This window comes from Arsenicicoccus bolidensis DSM 15745, assembly GCF_000426385.1.
Classification (GTDB): Bacteria; Actinomycetota; Actinomycetes; order Actinomycetales; family Dermatophilaceae; genus Arsenicicoccus; species Arsenicicoccus bolidensis.
The window spans coordinates 1-19,297 of the sequence record NZ_AUFG01000009.1 but is presented as its reverse complement, the minus strand read 5'-3'; the positions used below and the strand labels follow the sequence as shown (position 1 = coordinate 19,297).

General features: G+C 72.2%; 22 protein-coding genes and 1 pseudogene. 8 read left to right on the top strand and 15 right to left on the bottom strand.

The features are described from left to right. Positions 1-137 precede the first annotated feature (137 nt). Positions 138-632, top strand: coding sequence for a diadenosine tetraphosphate hydrolase (locus K313_RS0106865; protein ID WP_029210991.1), 495 nt, complete (start codon positions 138-140; stop codon positions 630-632). A 152-nt stretch (positions 633-784) separates the two neighbouring features. Here K313_RS0106865 and K313_RS0106860 read toward each other — a convergent pair whose 3' ends face one another. Together K313_RS0106860 and K313_RS0106855 are read right to left on the bottom strand one after the other, a co-directional pair. Further along, on the bottom strand, positions 785-2,107 hold the full coding sequence (locus K313_RS0106860; protein WP_029210990.1) for an NtaA/DmoA family FMN-dependent monooxygenase: 1,323 nt from the start codon (positions 2,105-2,107) through the stop codon (positions 785-787). A gap of 27 nt (positions 2,108-2,134) precedes the next feature. Continuing rightward, a complete protein-coding gene (locus tag K313_RS0106855) occupies positions 2,135-2,641 on the bottom strand; it encodes a flavin reductase family protein (protein ID WP_029210989.1) in 507 nt (168 codons plus the stop codon). 95 nt (positions 2,642-2,736) lie between these two features. Here K313_RS0106855 and K313_RS0106850 point away from each other — a divergent pair, with 95 nt between their 5' ends. Further along, on the top strand, positions 2,737-3,339 hold the full coding sequence (locus K313_RS0106850) for a TetR/AcrR family transcriptional regulator (RefSeq protein ID WP_019284387.1): 603 nt from the start codon (positions 2,737-2,739) through the stop codon (positions 3,337-3,339). 8 nt (positions 3,340-3,347) lie between these two features. Here the strand turns inward: K313_RS0106850 and K313_RS0106845 are convergent, their stop codons facing one another. Together K313_RS0106845 and K313_RS0106840 are read right to left on the bottom strand one after the other, a co-directional pair. Continuing rightward, positions 3,348-3,854: a YbaK/EbsC family protein gene (locus tag K313_RS0106845; protein ID WP_029210988.1), complete on the bottom strand. Its 507-nt coding sequence runs from the start codon at positions 3,852-3,854 to the stop codon at positions 3,348-3,350. Between the two features lie 77 nt (positions 3,855-3,931). After that, the gene (locus tag K313_RS0106840) at positions 3,932-5,260 is read right to left on the bottom strand and encodes an aminotransferase class V-fold PLP-dependent enzyme (protein ID WP_029210987.1); all 1,329 of its coding nucleotides are present in this window, start codon (positions 5,258-5,260) and stop codon (positions 3,932-3,934) included. On the opposite strand from K313_RS0106840, the gene K313_RS0106835 reads away from it, so the two are divergent. Further along, positions 5,211-6,239, top strand: coding sequence for an NADPH-dependent F420 reductase (locus K313_RS0106835; RefSeq protein WP_338021327.1), 1,029 nt, complete (start codon positions 5,211-5,213; stop codon positions 6,237-6,239). The genes K313_RS0106840 and K313_RS0106835 overlap by 50 nt on opposite strands. After that, a complete protein-coding gene (locus K313_RS0106830) occupies positions 6,236-7,042 on the top strand; it encodes an NADPH-dependent F420 reductase (RefSeq protein WP_338021326.1) in 807 nt (268 codons plus the stop codon). Before K313_RS0106835 ends, K313_RS0106830 begins: the two co-directional genes overlap by 4 nt. A gap of 29 nt (positions 7,043-7,071) precedes the next feature. Here the strand turns inward: K313_RS0106830 and K313_RS0106825 are convergent, their stop codons facing one another. After that, positions 7,072-8,184: a PLP-dependent cysteine synthase family protein gene (locus tag K313_RS0106825; RefSeq protein ID WP_029210984.1), complete on the bottom strand. Its 1,113-nt coding sequence runs from the start codon at positions 8,182-8,184 to the stop codon at positions 7,072-7,074. Between the two features lie 91 nt (positions 8,185-8,275). Here K313_RS0106825 and fgd point away from each other — a divergent pair, with 91 nt between their 5' ends. From fgd to K313_RS0106805, 4 genes are all read left to right on the top strand, one after another. Then, positions 8,276-9,337, top strand: a complete 1,062-nt coding sequence (gene fgd / locus K313_RS0106820) for a glucose-6-phosphate dehydrogenase (coenzyme-F420) (RefSeq protein ID WP_029210983.1) — start codon at positions 8,276-8,278, stop codon at positions 9,335-9,337. Between the two features lie 63 nt (positions 9,338-9,400). Continuing rightward, entirely contained in the window at positions 9,401-10,213 is an 813-nt protein-coding gene (gene folP / locus K313_RS0106815; protein WP_205621832.1) for a dihydropteroate synthase, read from the top strand. Further along, a complete protein-coding gene (locus K313_RS0106810) occupies positions 10,210-10,836 on the top strand; it encodes a class III extradiol ring-cleavage dioxygenase family protein (protein ID WP_029210981.1) in 627 nt (208 codons plus the stop codon). The genes folP and K313_RS0106810 overlap by 4 nt, the downstream gene beginning before the upstream one ends. After that, entirely contained in the window at positions 10,833-11,600 is a 768-nt protein-coding gene (locus K313_RS0106805; RefSeq protein WP_205621831.1) for a dihydrofolate reductase family protein, read from the top strand. Before K313_RS0106810 ends, K313_RS0106805 begins: the two co-directional genes overlap by 4 nt. 253 nt (positions 11,601-11,853) lie before the next feature. Here K313_RS0106805 and K313_RS23405 read toward each other — a convergent pair. The 10 genes and pseudogenes from K313_RS23405 to K313_RS23870 all read right to left on the bottom strand — a co-directional run. Continuing rightward, a protein-coding gene (locus tag K313_RS23405) for an IS5 family transposase (RefSeq protein ID WP_156911197.1) occupies positions 11,854-12,751 on the bottom strand; the annotation gives its coding sequence in 2 pieces (ribosomal slippage) (positions 11,854-12,390 and positions 12,392-12,751; 897 coding nt in all). A gap of 85 nt (positions 12,752-12,836) precedes the next feature. Then, positions 12,837-13,358 carry a DUF3592 domain-containing protein gene (locus tag K313_RS0106790; RefSeq protein ID WP_156911195.1) on the bottom strand — a complete coding sequence of 174 codons (522 nt, stop codon included), beginning with the start codon at positions 13,356-13,358 and terminating at the stop codon, positions 12,837-12,839. A gap of 29 nt (positions 13,359-13,387) precedes the next feature. Continuing rightward, positions 13,388-13,690 carry a DUF3592 domain-containing protein gene (locus K313_RS0106785; protein WP_029210976.1) on the bottom strand — a complete coding sequence of 101 codons (303 nt, stop codon included), beginning with the start codon at positions 13,688-13,690 and terminating at the stop codon, positions 13,388-13,390. Between the two features lie 47 nt (positions 13,691-13,737). Then, positions 13,738-14,454, bottom strand: coding sequence for a hypothetical protein (locus K313_RS0106780; protein ID WP_029210975.1), 717 nt, complete (start codon positions 14,452-14,454; stop codon positions 13,738-13,740). Positions 14,455-14,503: 49 nt separating this feature from the next. After that, positions 14,504-15,109, bottom strand: a complete 606-nt coding sequence (locus K313_RS0106775; protein ID WP_034252187.1) for a thiamine phosphate synthase — start codon at positions 15,107-15,109, stop codon at positions 14,504-14,506. Continuing rightward, complete coding sequence (locus tag K313_RS0106770; RefSeq protein WP_276203032.1) at positions 15,109-15,918, bottom strand: thiazole synthase; 810 nt, start codon at positions 15,916-15,918, stop codon at positions 15,109-15,111. Before K313_RS0106770 ends, K313_RS0106775 begins: the two co-directional genes overlap by 1 nt. Before the next feature lie 6 nt (positions 15,919-15,924). After that, the gene (thiS, locus tag K313_RS0106765; RefSeq protein ID WP_029210972.1) at positions 15,925-16,125 is read right to left on the bottom strand and encodes a sulfur carrier protein ThiS; all 201 of its coding nucleotides are present in this window, start codon (positions 16,123-16,125) and stop codon (positions 15,925-15,927) included. Next, a complete protein-coding gene (gene thiO / locus K313_RS0106760; RefSeq protein WP_029210971.1) occupies positions 16,122-17,288 on the bottom strand; it encodes a glycine oxidase ThiO in 1,167 nt (388 codons plus the stop codon). The genes thiS and thiO overlap by 4 nt, the downstream gene beginning before the upstream one ends. Positions 17,289-17,416: 128 nt before the next feature. Further along, a complete protein-coding gene (locus tag K313_RS0106755) occupies positions 17,417-18,931 on the bottom strand; it encodes an acetyl-CoA hydrolase/transferase family protein (protein WP_034252204.1) in 1,515 nt (504 codons plus the stop codon). Between the two features lie 178 nt (positions 18,932-19,109). After that, positions 19,110-19,297, bottom strand: a pseudogene (locus tag K313_RS23870) (hypothetical protein); the annotation flags it as partial.

Here is a 19,297-nt window from a genome sequence, read left to right as displayed (position 1 = left end):
GTTGCGGCACAACGGAATTCGCGGGCGGCGCGTCCCGATGTGCAGCAGTTGTGCACGCTACCCAACCACGGGGAGCCTCGCCACGCCCGTCGCGACCCAGATCCGGGCCGGCGACGACGGAGGCCTAGGGTGGCCGCATGACCGAGGACTGGCGGCGGGACCGCATCGGCGCTGCGCTCGCCGGGGCCAACCCCACCGTCATCGCCCGCCTCCAAGAGAGCTTCGCCGCGATCGGGGACGCCCAGTTCCTCCCCGGCTACTGCGTCCTGCTCGTCGACGACCCGACCATCGGTCAGCTCACGGACCTGCCACGGCCACGACGGCTGCGGTTCCTCGACTCGATGGACCGGCTGGGAGAGGCCGTCTCGGCAGCGTGCCGGGAGCACGACTCCTCCTTTCGCCGCCTCAACTACGAGATCCTCGGCAACACCGACGGATTCCTGCACGCACACGTGTTCGCGCGCTATGAGTGGGAGGACGCCGCTCACGTCGGGCTGCCGGTATGGCGCTACGACCCGGACTCGTTCTATGGCGAGACGACAGCGTTGGGCCCTGCCCACGACCCGCTCCGTCGCTCCATCCGGCGTCACCTCGACGAGCAGCGCCACGAGGACGTGCGCCTGGACGGGTAGCGCCTGGCCGGGGGCAGTGGCGTGCACAACTGCTGCAGATGACGGCACCCCACCGAGCCCGCGCGTTGGGGCACAACGGAATTCGTTGGCGGCGCGTCTCGTTGTGCAGCAGTTGTGCACGCGCGGAGGCAGTGGGGTGGTCCGCGCGCGGACTAGCTGACGCGCGGGTCGAGACCGTACTGCTCGGGGACGCCGAGGTGCTCGCGCAGCGTGGTGCCTTCGTACTCGGTGTGGAACAGGCCGCGCTCCTGCAGGATCGGGACGACCTCGTCGACGAAGGTATCGATCCCATCCTCGTAGGCGTCGATCGAGATCCAGAAGCCGTCGGCCGCGCCTGCCTCGAACCACTCCTGCAGGTGATCGGCCGTCACGGAGGCCGGGCCAACCGGCGTGGGGTGGTAGTCGATGACACCGTGGGCGAGGATCTCGCGGATCGTCCACCCCTCGCGCGCCACCTCCAGCGCGCGCGGGGAGCGGGGGTCGAACGGGCTGGGACGAGCGGCGGACAGCTGCTCGGCCGTGAGCGGCTCGTCGATCTGAGAGACGCTCAGCGGGGTGCCCAGCATGGAGCCGAGGTAGGGCACCCGCGTCGGCAGGAGGAACTCGCCGATGCGCAGGCGCCGGTCCACGGCCTCGCGCACGGTGGGGGCGATCGCGGGCATGACGCCGGCGAAGTACTTCACCTCGTCGGGGTCCCGACCCGCCTGCTCGGCGGCGTCGCGGGCGGCCTGGCGCTGGGCGCGGGCATCCTCGATCGTGTAGGCGGCCCCCACGACCCCGCTGGCATAGCGGCCCGCGATGCCGAGGCCGTACTCGCCACCGCCTGCGGAGAAGATGACGGGCTGGCCCTGCTCGGACGGCGGGATCGGCAGCGGGCCCCGCGAGGCGACATACTGCCCCTGCAGGTTGATCGGCGTGATCTGGTCCGGGTCGGCGAAGAGCCCCTGCTCCACGTCCTTGAGCCAGGCGTCCTTGCCCCAGCTGCCCCACAGGGCCTGCACGATCTGGATGGTCTCGTGGGCCCGCTGGTAGCGCTCCGGCCGCGGCGCGATCTCGGCGCCGTAGTTGGCGGCCACGGTGGCGTCGCTGGTGGTGACGGCGTTCCAGCCGATTCGGCCATGGCTCATGACGTCGAGGGTCTTGAACTGGCGCGCCAGGGTGTACGGCTCGCTGAAGGTCGTGGATCCCGTGGACACGAACCCGATGCGCTCGGTGGCGCGGGCGGCGGCGGCGATCGTCAGCAGGGGGTCGAGGGTCAGCATCGGCGCCTCGTGGGTGAGGTCGCTGGTGAGGCCCGCGAAGTCGGGGAGGAAGAAGAACTGCACCTTGCCGCGCTCGGCGGCCTGGGCGTAGCGCACCTGCGCGTCGAAGCTCGTGTAGTTGCTCGGGTCGACGCCCGGCGCGCGCCAGGCCATCGCCTGGGAGCCGTAGGCGTTGCCGAGCTGCAGGCCGAGGATCATCTGACGGTCACTCATGGGGTTCCTTCTGGCGTTCTCGGGGGGTCAGGCGGCGAGCCGGCGCAGGGTGCTGCCGTGGAAGACGAGCGGTGACTGATGGGCGTCGCGGTGCAGGTCGAGGACCCGCAGGAGCGTGACGACGTGGTCGCCGGCGTCGATCTCGGCGTGCCGCGCGACGGTGAAGGTCGCCATGGCGCCGGCCATCAGGACGCTGCCGTCAGCGCCGGTGTGGGTCGCGATGCCGTCGAACCGGGAGTCGGCCGGGCGGCTCAGCGGCCGGACGAGCGACTCGTCCCCGTCGCCGAGGACGCTGATGCCCCAGCGGTCGGCCTGCCGCAGGACCGGCCAGGTGGTCGAGGTGCGCGCGAAGGCCAGTGACACGAGCGGCGGGTCGAGCGACACCGAGCTGAACGAGCTGGCCAGCAGCCCGACCGTCCGCCCCTGGACCTGCGCGGCCACGACGGCGATGCCGGTGGGGAACGCGGACAGGGCGTGCCGCATGGCGTCCGGGGTGGGGGAGGCGGTGGCGTCGCGGAGCGGATTGGTATTCATGGGCTTCCTAGGCGAGAATGAGGAGAAGGTCTCCGTTTCACCGTCCACGATACGGAGAGCATCTCCGCTACGCAAACCCAGAGGGATCCAGAGCCATGACGACACCCGCAGCCAGCAGGCCCACGCGCACCGACGCGCAGCGGAACCGGGCGCACATCATCGCGGTCGCCGAGGAGGGGTTCGCGGACCTGGGGGTCGAGGTGTCGATGGACGCCATCGCCAAGCGCGCCGGGGTCGGCGCGGGCACCCTCTATCGCCACTTCCCGAGCCGCGAGGCGCTGGTCGCCGCGGTCATGGAGGCGCGCAGCCCGGACCTCGAGCGCGAGCGGGTCGCCATCGAGGACGGCGAGTCGGACTCCCGGGTGGCACTGGAGCGGTGGCTCGACGCGGTCAGTGCCTTCATGCGGGCGTATGACGGACTGCCCGACCCGCTCCGATCGGCGCTGCGCGAGCAGGGATCCCCCCTCGCGCCGACCTGCCAGGACGTGATCGCCACCACCGACCGCTTCCTGGCGGCGGCGCAGCGAGACGGCCACGCGCGCAAGGGGATCCGTGGTCGGGACCTCTATCTCGGGACGCTGGCCGTCGTGTGGGCGGCGGGCACGGAGTCTGCGGACGGGTCCGTCGAGCAGGGGTTGCGAGAGATGCTGCGCTCCGGCTGGGCCCTCAACGGTGAGGGCGCCGCACCCGCCTCCTGACAGTTGGCTCAGTCGCCGGCGACCTGCACGACCTCGCCGCCCGTGACGCGGACGAGCTCGTCGAAGGTGATGGGGAACAACGTGTCCGGCGTCCCGCCCGCGGCCCACAGCTGCTCGTGCTGCCGCAGCGCCTCGTCGACGACGGTGCGCAGGGGAGCGGGGTGCCCGACCGGGGCGACGCCACCGATGGCCTGCCCGGTGGCGTAGCGCACCTCGTCGGCGGACGCCATGTGCACCTCGACGACGCCGAGCGCGCGCTCGAGCACCTCGAAGTCGACCCGGTGCGCGCCGCTGGTCATCGCCAGGATGGGCGCGCCGTCGGCCATGATCACCAGCGAGTTGGCGATGGCGCCGACCTCGCAGCCCATCGCCTCCGCTGCGTCCTTGGCCGTGCGGGCGGGCTCGTCCAGCACCCGCACGCGGCCCTCGGCACCGGCCTCGTCCAGTGCGGCCTGCACGTCCTGGGCGCGGCGCGGGAGGTCGGAGGAGGAGGTGGCGTCGGGCGCAGTCGTCATACGGCCCAGCCCATCACGACCAGTCGTGTGCCGCCAACCGCCGCCCACCCCTCGGCCGGCGCGATGGCGGGCCGGGCTCAGAAGACGCGGGTGATCTCTGCCAGGGCGCGGGCCATCCGGTCGCTGTCGCGGGCGCTGGAGTAGAGGCCGGGCGTGACCCGCACGACCTCACCCCTCGCCACGCCCCCGCGGCGCACCGTGAAGATGTGGTGCCGCTCCATGAGCCACGCTGTCATGGCCGTGGTGTCGGCCTTGGTGACGCGCCCCTGGACCCGGAACGACGTGAGCGCGGAGTACATGCGGGGGTCGTCGGGGGTCAGGATCTGCAGCCGCGGCACGTCGCGGACCTGGCGCACCCACCGGTCACGCAGGTACTGCAGGCGCGCGTGCTTGTTGGCGACCCCGATGGACTCGTGCAGGTCCAGCGCGACCTGGAGGGAGAGCAGGTTGGCGCTGTTGGACGTGCCCGTGTGCACCCGCGAGCGGATGTCCGTGGCGGGGTAGTCCTGGTCGCCGTGGTCACGGTCGATGTCGGCCAGCCGGTCCTTGCGGATGTACATGAACCCGATGCCGAGCGGCGCGCTGATCCACTTGTGCAGGTTGTAGCCCACGAACGCGGCCCCGAGATCCTTGGCGGTGAAGGGGATCTGGCCCCACGAGTGGGCGGCGTCCACGATCACGTCCACGCCCCGCGCCGCCGCCATGGCGACGATCTCCCGCACCGGCATCACGAGGCCGGTGCGGTGCGAGAGGTGCGTGAGGAGGAGCAGCCTGGCCCTGGGGTTGACCTTGAGGAAGGACTCGTAGTACGCGAGCACCGAGGCGTGCGTGGCGGGCTCGGGGATGACGCCCTTGACGACGGTGACGCCGCGTCGGTCCTTGAGCCAGTCCATGGCGTACTGCATCGAGTCGTAGTCCAGGTCGACGTACAGCACCTGGTCGCCCGGGCGGAGCTTGTTGTAGCCACCGATCAGGTTCTGCAGCGCCTCGGTGGCGCCACGGGTGAGCGCGATCTCCTCGACCGAGACGCCCAGCAGCCGGGCGACGCGCTCGCGGGCCGCCTGCTCCTTGGCGGGGTAGGCCGTGCGCATGAAGTAGGAGCTGTCGCGGGCCAGCACGTCGATGTGGTGCTTGTACTCCTCCACGACGCGTCGTGGGGTGGTGCCGAAGTAGCCGTTCTCGTAGTTGACGTAGTCGCGGGGCAGGTCGTACTCGGCGCGGACCCTCGCCCAGAACCGCTCGTCCCGGGCCAGCCGGGCTGCGGGCACGTCGGGCGCCTTGGGCATGGGACGGGGGCGACCCGGCCCTGACGAGGCCTGGGCCTGCAGGGGAGAGGCCAGGACGGCGGCACCCCCGATGGCGCTTGCCCCCGCTCCGGCCAGGACGTGGCGGCGGTCGATGTCCATGTCGATGTCCTTCCAGCACAAGGGCGCCGGCGCTCCAGCGCGCACGCGACCAGCCCACTCCCACCAGGTGGCCGGGCCGTGGCCGATGCGTGACGTCGACGTGTCGAGGCGGACAACCGATCGAGCCGTATGGCGGCGACCGCCCGGCAGCAGGCGGGCGGCACGCGTCGGAATGATCCGGACCATCTCTCCGTTTGCTCGGACGACACCCGACAACCACGAGAGGTCTCTCATGAACATCGGCATCATCGGCGCGGGCAACATCGGCGGCGTCCTGGCCCGCCGCCTGCCGACCAAGGGTCACCAGGTCAAGATCGCGAACTCGCGCGGCCCCGAGACGCTGGACGCGGAGGTCACGTCGACCGGCGCCCATGGCGTGACGGCGGAGGAGGCGGCGACGGACGTCGACGTCCTCATCCTCTCCATCCCGCTGAGCCGCATCCCGGACCTGGCCCCGGTCGTCGGCACCCTGCCCGCCGAGACCGTGGTGATCGACACCGGCAACTACTACCCAGCCCGCGACGGAGCGATCGAGGCCCTCGACGGCGGTCAGGTCGAGAGCGAGTGGGTGTCCGAGCAGCTGGGGCGCCCCGTCCTCAAGGCGTGGAACGCCATCCTCGCCCAGCGCCTCGTCGACGGAGACCGCGAGGCGGGGGACCCCGAGCGGACCGCGATCCCGGTCGCGGGTGACGGTGAGGACGCCAAGAGCGTCGCGCTTGGCCTGGTGGAGGACAGCGGCTTCGACGCGGTCGACGCGGGCTCCCTCGCCGAGTCCTGGCGCCAGCAGCCGGGATCGCCCGTCTACTGCACCAGCCTCACGGCCGCGGAGGTGCCCGATGCTCTGGCGGCGGCGCAGCGCGACCGCTCGGCGGGGCGGCGGGACCTGGCGATAGCGGTCATCACCGACCGCGCGCAGGACCCCACCCGCACGGTCGACGGGGACTTCCTCACGCGGCTGAACCGCGTGCTCTACCAGTGAGCGCCGACGCCGTAGAGGTGGCAGGGCCACACGCTCACGGACGAGAGGAACGACAGCACATGAAGATCGCCATCATCGGCACGGGACACATCGGCAAGACCCTGGTGCGCAAGCTCAGCGCCGCCGGCCACGACGTCGCGGTCGCGAACTCGCGCGGCCCCGAGACCGTCGAGGCAGACCTGCTCGCGGACGGTGCACGCGCGGCCTCGGCACCGGCTGCCGTCGGCGGGGCCGAGGTCGTCATCCTCTCCGTCCCGCTGAGCCGGATCCCGCAGCTGGCCCCCCTGATCCGGGAGCTGCCGCAGGAGACGGTCGTCGTCGACACCTCCAACTACTACCCGCAGCGCGACGGTGTGATCGAGGGCATCGAGGCAGGTCAGGCCGAGAGTCTCTGGGTCTCGGAGCAGCTGGGACGCCGGGTCGTCAAGGCGTGGAACATGATCGGGAGCCACGCGCTGTCGGACAAGGGCCTGCCTGCCGGCGACCCGGAGCGACTCGCGGTGGCGGTGGCTGGTGACGAGCGTGGTCGCCGGGTCGGGATGGCGCTGGTCGAGGACACCGGCTTCGACGGCTTCGACGCGGGCTCGCTCGAGGAGTCCTGGCGGCAGCAGCCTGGGACGCCGGCCTACGGCACGGAGCTCACCAGCGCCGAGCTGCCGGACGCGCTGGCGACGGCCGACGCGGCCCGGGCGCCGAAGCGACGTGACCTGTCGGTCGCGGCCATCGCGGAGCGGGTCGGCGACGGGACGACCAACCCGGACTCGGACTACGGCACCCGGTTGTCCCGCGCCCTGTTCATGTAGGCGTGCGGGACCGTCGGCGCGCGCTGCGATCAGGGCTCGAGCCAGACGCCCTGGTCCAGCGCGCGCTCGAAGGTCGGGATCCACCGGTCGACGTCGAGCCCCTTGCGGGACAACCACTCTCGTGAGTAGTAGCTGTCGGCGTAGCGTCCGCCGCCGTCGCACAGCAGCGTCACGACGGACCCCTGCTCGCCGCGAGAACGCATCTCGCACACCACCTTCAGCGCCCCGAAGAGGTTGGTGCCGGTCGACCCTCCGGCGAACAACCCTGTGCGGGAGCGCAGCACGTGGATGCCGGCGACCGAGGCGGCGTCCGGGACGGAGATCATCCGGTCGACGACGCCGGCGATGAAGCTCGGCTCCACCCGAGGACGCCCGATGCCCTCGATCCGCGAGCCGACGCACGTGGTGACGCCCGCGTCCGCGTCGCACCACCCGTCGAAGAAGGCGGAGTTCTCGGGGTCCGTGACGCACAGGCGGGTCAGGTGTCCGCCATACCGCAGGTGCCGGCCGATGGTCGCGGAGGTGCCGCCGGTCCCGGCGGCGGTGACGATCCACGCGGGGTCGGGGTGCGGTTCGAGCCGCATCTGCTCGAAGATCGACTCGGCGATGTTGTTGTTGCCCCGCCAGTCGGTGGCGCGCTCGGCGAAGGTGAACTGGTCCATGTAGTGACCACCGAGGCGCTCGGCGAGCTCGATGGCGCGGGGATAGAGCGTGGCGGGATCGTCGATGAACTCGCAGCGGCCGCCGTTGCGCTCGATCAGGTCGATCTTGGTCTGGCTGGTCGACCGCGGCATGACCGCGATGAACTCCAGGCCCAGCAGCCGCGCGAACCACGCCTCGCTGACCGCGGTCGAGCCGCTGGACGCCTCGATGATCGGGGTGTCGGGGCCGACCCACCCGTTGCACAGGGCGTAGAGGAACAGCGACCGCGCGAGGCGGTGCTTGAGCGAGCCCGAGGGGTGGGTGGACTCGTCCTTGAGGTAGAGCTCGATGCCCCAGGCCTCGGGCAGCCGCACGGGCAGCAGGTGCGTGTCGGCGGAGCGGTTGGCGTCGGCCTGGACCGCGCGGATCGCCTGGGCCACCCAGGCTCGCCGGGTGGGGTCGCTGCGATCGACGTCACGTGCGGTGGCCTGCAGGGTCATGGCCCGAGCCTAGCCCGCGGGCCTAGGGTGGACCGGGCCGGGTCGACGGTGCCGCCGGACGGCCCGTACCCACCGACGAAGGAGACGAACCATGGCGTTGCGCATCGGGTACAAGGCGTCGTCGGAGCAGTTCGCGCCGCGGGAGCTCGCCGATTATGCCGTCCTGGCCGAGGAGCTCGGGCTCGACAGCGCGTTCATCGCCGACCACTTCCAGCCGTGGCGGCACACCGGCGGGCACGCCCCGTCGAGCATCCCGTGGCTGGCGCACGTCGCCGCCCGGACCGTGCGGATCGTCCTCGGGACCTCCGTGATGACGCCGACCTTCCGCTACAACCCGGCCATGGTCGCCCAGTCGTTCGCGACGCTGGCGTGCCTGCACCCGGGCCGCCTGGTGCTCGGCGTCGGCACGGGCGAGGCGCTCAACGAGATCGCCGTCGGCTCGGTGCAGGGGGACTGGCCCGAGTTCAAGGAGCGGTTCGCGCGACTGCGCGAGGCCGTCGAGCTCATGCGCCGCCTGTGGACCGAGGAGCGCGTGACCTACGAGGGCGACTACTACCGGACGACGGACGCGACGGTCTACGACCGGCCCGGGTCTCCCGTGCCCGTCTACGTCGCGGCCGGCGGGCCCATGGTCGCGAGGTATGCCGGCCGCAAGGGCGACGGCTTCATCTGCACCTCCGGCAAGGGCCGCGAGCTGTATGCCGACAAGCTGGTCCCCGCCGTCGTGGAGGGTGCGGGCAAGGCGGGGCGCGACCCCTCGAGCATCGACCGGATGATCGAGATCAAGCTGTCCTACGACCCGGATCCCGCTGCGGCGCTGGAGAACTGCCGGTTCTGGGCACCGCTGTCCCTCACCGCGGAGCAGAAGCACTCGCTGCACGACCCCGCCGAGATGGAGGCGGCGGCCGACGCGCTGCCCATCGAGCAGGTGGCCCAGCGGTGGATCGTGGCGTCGACGCCGGAGGAGGTCGTCGAGCATGTCCGCTTCTACACCGACCTCGGCTTCGACCACCTGGTGCTGCACGGGCCGGGTCACGACCAGGAGCGCTACCTGCGGTCCCTGGCCGAGCAGGTGCTGCCGGCGCTGCGCGAGCTCGAGCCCGCTGCGCTGCCCGAGCCACCGACGGATGCCCCCGCCGGCGACTCCGCCTGACCCGTGGGCGAATCCATCCTGCGGCTGGGGCGGAGATCTTTCGCCGCGGAGGACCGGTTGGTCATGGCGATCCTCAACAGGACGACCGACTCGTTCTACGACCAGGGCGCGACGTGGGCGGAGGACGCCGCCCTGCGCCGCGTGGACGAGGTGGTCGCGGCCGGTGCCGAGATCGTCGACATCGGCGGGATCAAGGCAGCCCCGGGCGAGGAGGTCGGGGAGGCCGAGGAGCGCTCTCGCGTGGTCGACCTCGTCGCGGCCGTGCGCGAGAGGCATCCCGACGTCATCATCAGCGTCGACACCTGGCGCGCGTCGGTGGGTGCCGCGGTGTGCGCGGTCGGGGCGGACCTGCTCAACGACGCCTGGGGCGGCGCCGACCCCGAGCTGGTCGACGTGGCAGCCGAGTTCGACGTGGGGATCGTCTGCACGCACACCGGTGGCGTGCCCGTGCGGACCCGGCCCCACCGGATGGAGTACGACGACGTCGTGGCCTCCGTCATCGACGACACCACTGCCTATGCCGAGCGCGCGGAACGCGCCGGTGTCGCCAGGGACCGGATCGTCGTCGACCCCGCGCACGACTTCGGCAAGCAGACCTGGCACTCGCTGGAGGTGACCCGGCGCCTGGACGAGCTCGTCGCCGTGGGACGGCCGGTGCTGGTGTCGTTGTCCAACAAGGACTTCGTGGGGGAGTCGCTCGACCTGCCGGTCGACCAGCGCCTGACGGGAACCCTTGCGGCCACGGCGATCTCGTCGTGGCACGGCGCGATGATCTATCGCGTGCACGAGGTCACCGAGACGCGCCACGTGCTCGACATGGTCTCGACGATCCAGGGCCACCGCCCTCCGGCGCGGACGCTCCGAGGGCTCGTGTGATCACGGCGGCCGCGATCTGCCCCCAGCCGGCCGGGCTGTTGCGCGACTATCGCAGCACCGCCGACCCGGCCGCGTCGTTGCGGGCGACCTGCCGTGAGGCGGTGTCCCTCGTGCTCGCCACGGATCCGCGCCGGTTGGTGGTCGTGGGGGCGGGACCGGGGCCGGAGGCCCGGCATACGACCCGGGATCCGTTGTCCGTCAGGGTCGCTCGTGAGCTGCTGGACGGGCTCACCGCTCCCTCGGTGCAGGAGGTGGTCGTCGCCGCAGACGAGACCCGCGACGCCGCGACGCGTCTCGGTCGAGAGCTCGGCGAGCTGCCCGGTGACACAGCACTTCTCGTCATGGCCGACGGGTCGGCCCGCCGCGGCGCCAAGGCGCCGGGCCACCTGGACGAGCGGGCCTTCGCCTACGACGATCGGTGGCGCGCGGCCCTGCGGGACGGCGACGTCGACGAATTGCGCTCCCTGGAGCCGGAGCTCGCCACCGACCTGCTGGCCCGCGGGCGTGCCCCGCTGCAGGTCCTCGCCGGTGCGGTGGGGGAGCGCCGCGTGCGGAGCACGGTCCTGCTGGACGACGACCCTTGGGGCGTGGCCTATCTCGTGGGGGTGTGGACGTGCGGGTGATCCTCGACGACAGGGGACCGGAGCAGGTCCGGGACCACCGTCCTGCCCTCGGCCCCGTCCGCGACCTCGACCAGCTCGCCGAGCTCTACGCCACGCCCGAGGACTGGTGGCGCGCCAACTTCGTGACGACCGTGGACGGCGCGGTCACCGGCGCCGACGGCCGCAGCGGCACCATCAACAACGCCGCCGACAAGGTCGTCTTCGACCTGCTTCGCGCGCTGGCGGACGTCGTGGTGGTGGGCGCGGGGACGGCGCGGGTCGAGGGGTACGGGCCGATCGAGCCGCTGTCGGATGGGCTCGCGGCGGTGCGACGCCGGGTCACCGGTCGGGCCGCGCCCGCCTCCCTGGTCGTGGTCAGCGCCTCGGCCCAGATCCCCGCCGGTCTGCTCGGTGCGTCACCCGGGGCGGTGATGCTCGCCACGACCTCGGACGCCCCCGCCGACGCCCTGGGCGAAGCGGCGCAGGAGCTGGGGGAGGCTCACGTGCTCGTCGGCGGTGCGGGCCCGGTCGACCCGGTCTGGCTGCGCGGCGAGCTCGCCTGCAGGGGCGCCACCCGGATCCTGTGCGAAGGCGGACCCACCTCGCTGCGGTCGCTGCTGCTCGGCGGCGTGCTCGACGAGCTGTGTCTCACGACCTCGCCCCTGCTGGTGGGCGGCCGCGGCCCGCGCCTGGTCGAGGGGCTGGAGCTGCGGCGCGACATACGACCGGTGCTGGTCCTCGAAGAGAGCGGCACGCTGCTGACCCGCTGGCTCCTGTCCCCCTAGGCGACCGGAAGTGACCCGTCGGGTCGCCGAGCGGTCAACTCGCGCGCCATCCGACCGGAAGTGACCCGTCGGGGCGCGGTCTTCCCCATCTGCCACCTGCACCCGTCCGGAAGTGACCCGTCGGGGCGGCGAGCTCCTCATCCGCCACCTGCACCCGACCGGAAGTGACCTGTCGGGTCACGCCGAGCGGTCAACTCGCACGCGACCCGACCGGAAGTGACCCGTCGGGCAGGTCGGCGGGCCGGACGCGGGCCTAGGGCGTGTCTCCTAATGTGTGGAGCCAGATGAGCGTGACGCGTAGGAGGAGTCCGGCGCGGTAGGTGAGGGCGTGTTTGTCGTAGCGGGTGGCCAGGGCGCGCCATTGCTTGATGTCGGCGAAGGCGTTCTCCACGACGTGGCGCTGCTTGTACTTGTGGGTGTCGAAGGCCGGGGGCCGGCCCCCGCGTGCTCCGCGTCGTTTGCGGTTGGCGCGTTGGTCCTTGGGTTCGGCGATCACTGCCGTGATGCCGCGTGAGCGCAGCAGCGCGCGGTGGGCCCGGCTGGAGTAGGCCTTGTCGGCCATCACGGTGTCGGGCGTGGTGCGCGGTCGCCCACTGCTGGCGCGGGGAACCCGCACAGCGGCCAGGACATTGGCGAACATGCGGGAGTCGCTGCCCTGGCCCGGGCCCAGGAGCACGACCATGGGTCGCCCGGTCCCGTCGCACAGCTGGTGGACCTTGGTCGACAAGCCTCCTCGGGAGCGCCCGATCGCGTGGTCAGGCGGTTCGACGCCCAGATTCTTGTGATTCGACAGGTCCCCCTGTGGTGCGGGTCGTGTTCGTCGCGTGCTGGTGGGCCCGGTTGATCGTCGAGTCCACCGCGGCGTCCCAGTCGATGAGCCCGGCGGCGTCCGCCCGCGCGAGCAGCGCGGTCACGACCCGGTCCCAGGTCCCGTCCAGGGCCCACCGGTGGTGGCGCTTCCACACGGTCTGCCAGGGCCCGAACTCCTCCGGCAGGTCACGCCAGGCCATCCCGGTCCGATACCGGTAGATGATCGCGTCGACCATCAACCGGTGATCACGAAAAGGCCTGCCCTGCTTGCCAATCGACGACGGCATGAACGGCTCGATCAACTCCCAGTGGGCATCGGTGAGCATCCTGGTACGCGACATGCCCACCACAATCGCGCGTCATCACCCACACCTTAAGGAGACACGCCCTAGCCCCGGCGTGCAGGCTGCGACCCGGCCCGACGGCCTACCACTGGGCGATGGACGACAACGCACCCAGGCCCGCGATGATCGCGACGATGAGACCGACCGCACCGCCGAACAGGTCAGGGAGGGGCCGGGGAGCAGGCAGGCGTAGGTCCTGCGGACCGGGACCGACAGCCACCTCGACGGTGTCACCCACCTGCAGGTGGGGGACCCCGGAGCAGGGGACGGAGACCCGCCGCAGGGGACCGTGCGGGTCCTGGAGCTCCAGGTCCGCGACCAGCGTGGGGCCACCTCCCGGCGCCGCGCGGTGGGCGAGCTGCAGCACCGTGGCCGTCGCCGTGGTCCAGTGCCGGGAGGACCAGAGCGGGTGGAGCGCTGCGCCCGCGAACGCCAGGCCGGCCAGTGAGATGGCGGCCGAGCCGACGGTCATGATCACCGTGGACATCAGAGGGGCCCCGGGCGAGGCGCCCGCCTGGTCACCCCCGCCTCCGCCTCCGCCCCGCGTGGCCTGCCAGACCGCGAGCCCCACGACGGGCACGACGACCTGGAGGACGGCGGTCACGACCGGGGCGGACCACGCACGGGGAGGGATCACCGACCGGCCCGGGTCCTGCGGTGCACCTGCACCGAGATGGGCTGGCCGGGCTCGACCGGGAGGGCCGACGGCAGCCGTGCCTCACCCTCGTGCTCGCGGCCGTCCGGCCCGGCATAGCGGTAGCGGACGTGCGGCACCCCCATCGGATCGCCCTCGCCGGCCCGCACCGTCAGCTGCCGGACGTCCTCCACGGTCGCGGCGACGGTCGGCCAACGCCAGCGGCGCAGCAGGATCTGGGTGAGGCTCCAGGCGCCGGAGCCCACGCAGCCCAGCGCGAACAGTGCGACAGCGATCTCCACGATGATCCCCCCGGTCGATGTGGTGCCTCCACCCTAGGGGACCGCGGTCAGCGGCGGGCCACCGCGTAGCCGGAACGTCCGAGCCGGAACGCCCGGCGCCCCTGCGGGTCGACGCAGGTGATGCCTCGAGCGGTGTCGAGGCAGGACCACGGCGCGCCCTTGACCTGCACGACGCGCCCCTCCTGCAGGCGTGGGAGGGTGGCCGGGTCGACGCTGACGATGGTGTCCGAGTTGCACACGGGGACGACCCGTCCGCGCTCGTCGACCTCGATCCGGCCGACCTGGGAGCGCCCGTCGCCGGCCGCGCACACCCCGGGCGCCTCGATCCCCGCACCGTCGGCGAGCTCGCACACGCCGCCGCCCTCGCTCGACGCGATCTGGCAGTAGACCGACCCGTCGTGGCTGACGAACGACGCCTCGCGGACGTATCCGTGCTCCTGGGCTCCGTCGCGGACGGCCGCCAGGGCGCGGGCCAGCGTGAACGGGCCACCCGAGCTCGAGGTGGGGGTGGCCGTCGCGGGCGCCGGCGGCGTCGGGGTGGTCGGGGCACCGCCGGGGGCCGTCGATGGCGAACCGGTCTGGGGAGAGGCGGTCACGGTGACGGTCTCGGACGGCGACGACGGAGCGGGAGCGGACGTGGACGTGGCGGAGCTCGCCGGTGAGGACCCCGCAGCGGTGCTGCCCGTCGTGCTCGGATCGCCTCCGCCGCACCCCGCGAGGACGATCGTGAGGGCCACGAGGCCCGCTGCCAGGAGCGGCTTCATCGTCCCAGGGTGGCAGGGCGACGGCCGACCCGCCAGGGGCGCGATCGGCTCAGTCCGGCAGGAGCGCGCGTATGACGCGACCGGGGTCGCCCGCTCGCATCACCTCGCCCATGACGGCCACCCCGTGCGCGCCCGAGGCCATCGCCTCGGCGGCGTTGCCGGACGAGATGCCGCCCAGCGCAAGGAGCTTCGTCTCGCCGAGCGGCACCGCGTCGATGACCCGGCGTAGTCCTGCGGGTCCGAGCGCGGGGCCGTGCCCCGGTTTGGAGGCGGTTGCGGCATACGGCGAGAGCGTGACGTAGTCGCACCCCTGCTCCACCGCAGCACGCAGCTCGGCCTCGCCGTGGGTCGAGCGCCCCACCAGCGACGCGTGCGGCGGGACGGGATCGCTGCGTCGCAGGTGCACGCCGTCGGCCACCGCACCCCACGCCGCCGCGGCAGGCAGGGGTGCCGCCACGACGAGCCGACCACCCACCGGCCGCAGGAGGCCGGCGAGCGACGTGGCGAGGGCGAGTCGCTGGTCGTCGGGCAGGTCGCGCTCCCGCAGGCACACCCAGCACGCCCCGGCATCGATGCAGCGCTTGACCTGCTCGACCAGCGACCGGCCGGCCGGCAGCTGCGAGCGGTCGGTGAGGACCAGCAGCCGGGAGGGCATCAGTCGATGCGGCCCTGCATGGGGGAGGACGCGAGAGCGTGGCGTCGGACCGGGATGCGGCCGGCGCCATGGGCGAGGCGCCCAGCGATGGTCGCGTGGCGGATGGCGGCGGCCATCGCGGCGGGGTGCTCGGACCGGGTGACCGCGGAGGCGACGAGCACGGCGTCGCAGCCGAGCTCCATGGCGAGGGTGGCGTCGGAGGCGGTGCCGATGCCCGCGTCGAGCACCACGGGGACGGCGACGGCCTCACGGATCAGCTCGATGTTGTGCGGGTTGCGGATGCCAAGGCCGGAGCCGATGGGGGAGCCCAGCGGCATGACGGCGGCGCAGCCCAGATCGGCGAGCCGACGCGCGATCACGGGGTCGTCGGTCGTGTAGGGCAGCACCGTGAACCCGTCGTCGACGAGCTGCTCGCACGCGTCGAGGAGCTCGACGACGTCGGGGAGCAGGGTGCGGTCGTCGGCGATGACCTCGACCTTGATCAGGTCGGTGCCGAGCGCCTCCCGGGCGAGCTGTGCGGTGAGCACGGCCTCCCGCGCGGTGTAGCAACCGGCCGTGTTGGGCAACAGCCGGCACCCGAGGCGGCGGAGCAGGCCGAGCGTGTCGTCCTTGCCGGTGGTCGAGATGCGGCGCATGGCCACGGTGACCAGGCTCGGCTCGGCGGCGAGGACCGCGGCCTCGAGGCCGGCGATGCGCCGCGAGCCGCCCGTGCCGAGGAACAGCCGGGACGAGAGCTCGTGCCCGCCGACCACGAGCGGGTCGTCCAGCGGTATGGCGCCCGCCGGGGCGTGATGAGTGGTGGGGGACACGGCGGCTCAGCCTCCCTGCATGGCGGTGACGATCTCGACCTGGGCACCGTCGTCGAGGGTGCGGCCCTGCCAGCGTGCGCGCGGGACGACGGCGTGGTCGACGGCCACGGCGATGCCGTCGGGGGTGAGGCCGAGCTCGGCGACGAGGCCGGTGATGTCGAGCCCGTCTGCGACAGAACGGCTCTCGCCGTTGACGGTGATGGTCATGGGCTGTCCTCAGGGTGGTGTCGGGAGGGAGGTGGGTAGCGGGTGGCGGCGAAGGGGGTCGCCTCGGCGATGCCGCTGACGCCGTCGAGCACGAGGTCGGTCACCAGGTCCGCCGTGACGGGGGTCAGCAGCATCCCGTGGCGGAAGTGCCCGGTGGCGACGACCAGGCCGGGCGTCCCCACCAGGCCGAGCAGGGGTCCGTTGTCGGGCGTGCCGGGGCGCAGCCGGGCGACAGCGTCGACCAGCGTCAGCTCGCCGACCTCGGGCAGCAGGGTGGTCGCGGCGCGCAGCAGCTCCAGCAGACCGCGCCCGGTCACGTGGGTGTCGTCCAGCTCCTCGGAGGTCGCGCCGATCACGAGCTCGCCGGTGACGCGCGGGATGAGATAGACGTGGTCGCCGTGCACCGTCCCCCGGACCGTGTGGTCGAGCAGGCCTCGGGCTCCGCCCATGCGCAGGATCTGACCCTTGACCGGGCGCAGCGGCAGGGTGACCAGCTCGGCGACGCCCGGGACCGACCCGCTGTCGACGCCCGCGGCGAGGACCACGGTGTCGCAACGGGACTCGCGTGGCGTGCCGTGGTCGCAGGACGCCACCCCGACGACGCGTCCGCCCTCGACGATCGGTGCCCCGCGCCGCGCGACCAGCTCCACCCCCGCCCGGGCCGCCGCCGCGAGGAGCCCCTGCACCACGAACCGGTTGTCGACCCACAGGTCGCTCTCGACCAGCAGCGCGGTGCGCGCGCCGGGCGCGAGAGCGGGAGCCACCCGGCGCAGCTCGCGCGACGAGAGCCGTTGGTAGGGAAGGGAGTAGCGCTCCAGCAGGTCGGCGGTCCGCCATACCTCGCGGGCGTCGTCCAGATCCATCCCGACGTGCAGGGCGCCCTCGGTGTGCAGGTCGGGCGAGATGTCCGACGCCGCCTCGAGCCGCGCGGCGAAGTCCGGCCACCGGGCGTGCGACGCGAGCGCCAGGGCGAGGAGGTCCTCCTCCTCGTAGGTCGCCTCGCTGACCGGAGCCAGCATGCCGCCGGCGGCGTGCGAGGCGCCCTGCCCGGGCGCGGGATCCCACAGCTCGACGTCCGCCCCGCGGCTCGCCAGCGACCACGCGCAGGCGAGACCGATGACGCCGCCACCGAGGACGACGACCCTGGGGCCGGGTGAGGACATCTGCGCTCCGATCTCCCTGACCCGCATGACCGGGTCGGTGCAGCGGTCGAGACCAGGCTCCAGGTCTCCTCTCAGCCCGGTGCACCGGGCTCCCGCGAGGACCTCGCCATCCTAGGCCGGTCAGGCGGTCAGGCGGGACGCATCGTGCCCGTCTGCATGAACCGTTCGTGCCAGCTGAACGCCTCGCCCAGCAGGTGAGGCGTCTGCATCCCCCACGCGCCGCGCTGGGCCCGGTCGAAGTAGTCCTGCAGCATCGGCCGGAAGTCGGGGTGGGCGCAGTGGTCGATGATCCGCTGCGCCCGGCGCCGCGGGGAGCAGCCGCGCAGGTCGGCGAGGCCCTGCTCGGTGATCAGCACCTGCACGTCGTGCTCGGTGTGGTCGACGTGCGTGACCATCGGGACGATGCAGGACAGGGCGCCACCCTTGGCGGTCGACGGCGTGACGAAGGTCGACAGGAAGGCGTTGCGGGCGAAGTCGCCGGACCCGCCGATGCCGTTCTGGATCCGCGAACCCATGATGTGCGTCGAGTTCACGTTGCCGTAGATGTCGGCCTCGATCAGTCCGTTGCTGGCGATGACCCCGAGCCGGCGGATCACCTCGGGGTGGTTGGAGATCTCCTGCGGACGCATGATGATCCGCTTGCTAAAGAAGTCGATGTCGTCGTTGAACCGCTGAACTCCCTCGGGGGACAACGAGAACGCCGTCGCGGACGCCACCTCGATCGTGCCGTTCTCGATCAGGTCGAGCATGCCGTCCTGCAGCACCTCGGTGTAGGCCTGCAACCCCTTCCACGGGGACTCCGACAGCCCGGCGAGCACGGCGTTGGCGATGTTGCCGACGCCGCTCTGCAGCGGGAGCAGCTTCTCCGGCATGCGGCCGGCCCGGACCTCGGACTGCAGGAAGTCCATCAGGTGACCGGCGATGGCCTTGGAGTCGTCGTCGAGCGCCTTGAACGCCGTGTTGCGGTCGGGGGCGTCGGTCTCGACGATCCCGATGATCTTGTCCGGCGGACAGCGGAAGAAGGGGTCTCCGATGCGGTCCGCGGCGTCGGTGATCATGACCGGCTTGCGGTGGGGTGGCAGGGCGGTGCCGTAGTAGATGTCGTGCATGCCCTCGAGCTCCAGGCGCTGCCAGGCGTTGACCTCGAGGATCACCTTGTCGGCCTGGTCGATCCAGGTCTTGTTGTTGCCCACGGACGCCGACGGGAGCAGCGTGCCGTCCTCGTTGACCGCGGCCACCTCGACCAGCGCGACGTCGAGCCTGCCGAGGAAGCCCTCCCAGGTCATCTGCGCGACGTGCGAGAGGTGGACGTCGATGTACTCCATCGTGCCGGCGTTGATCTTGGCGCGGCTGATCGGGTCGGACTGGTAGGGGAGCCGCAGCTCCACGCCGTCGGCCTCGGCCAGCGCGCCGTCCAGCTCCGGCGCCGTCGAGGCACCCGTCCACACCCCGACCCGGAAGTCGTCGCCGCGCTGGTGGGCGGCGGTCATGCGGTCGGCAAGCGCCTTGGGGACGGCCTTGGGATAGCCCGCGCCCGTGAACCCGCTCATCCCGACGTTGTCGCCGTGGTTGATGAGAGCGGCCGCGTCCTCGGCCGTCATGATCTTGCTGCGGAGGGCGGGGTTGGCGACGCGGGAGCTCATCGAGATCACCTCGGGGGTCGGTCCTTGGGGTCGGTTCAACCCTAGGACCGGGGTCGGTCGGGTGATCCGGTGGGGTGGCCCTTTGGCGCGGTGCCGGTCGACGAGGCCGTATGCCGGGAAGGGGGGTCCCGGCATACGGCCTCGTGCGTGACTCTTGTGGTGCTGTCTGGTGCTGGGGTTACTGGACGGTGATGTCGTCGAAGACGAAGCTGGACTGGGCGGAGGAGTCTTCGGTGGCGGTGATCTTGAGGGTGACGCTGCGTCCGGCGTAGCTGGACAGGTCGATGGTCTTCTGGACGTAGCCGTTGGTCTTGGTCAGGTTGGAGTAGGACGCCACGGCGGAGCCGTTGATGGTGACGGTGGCCT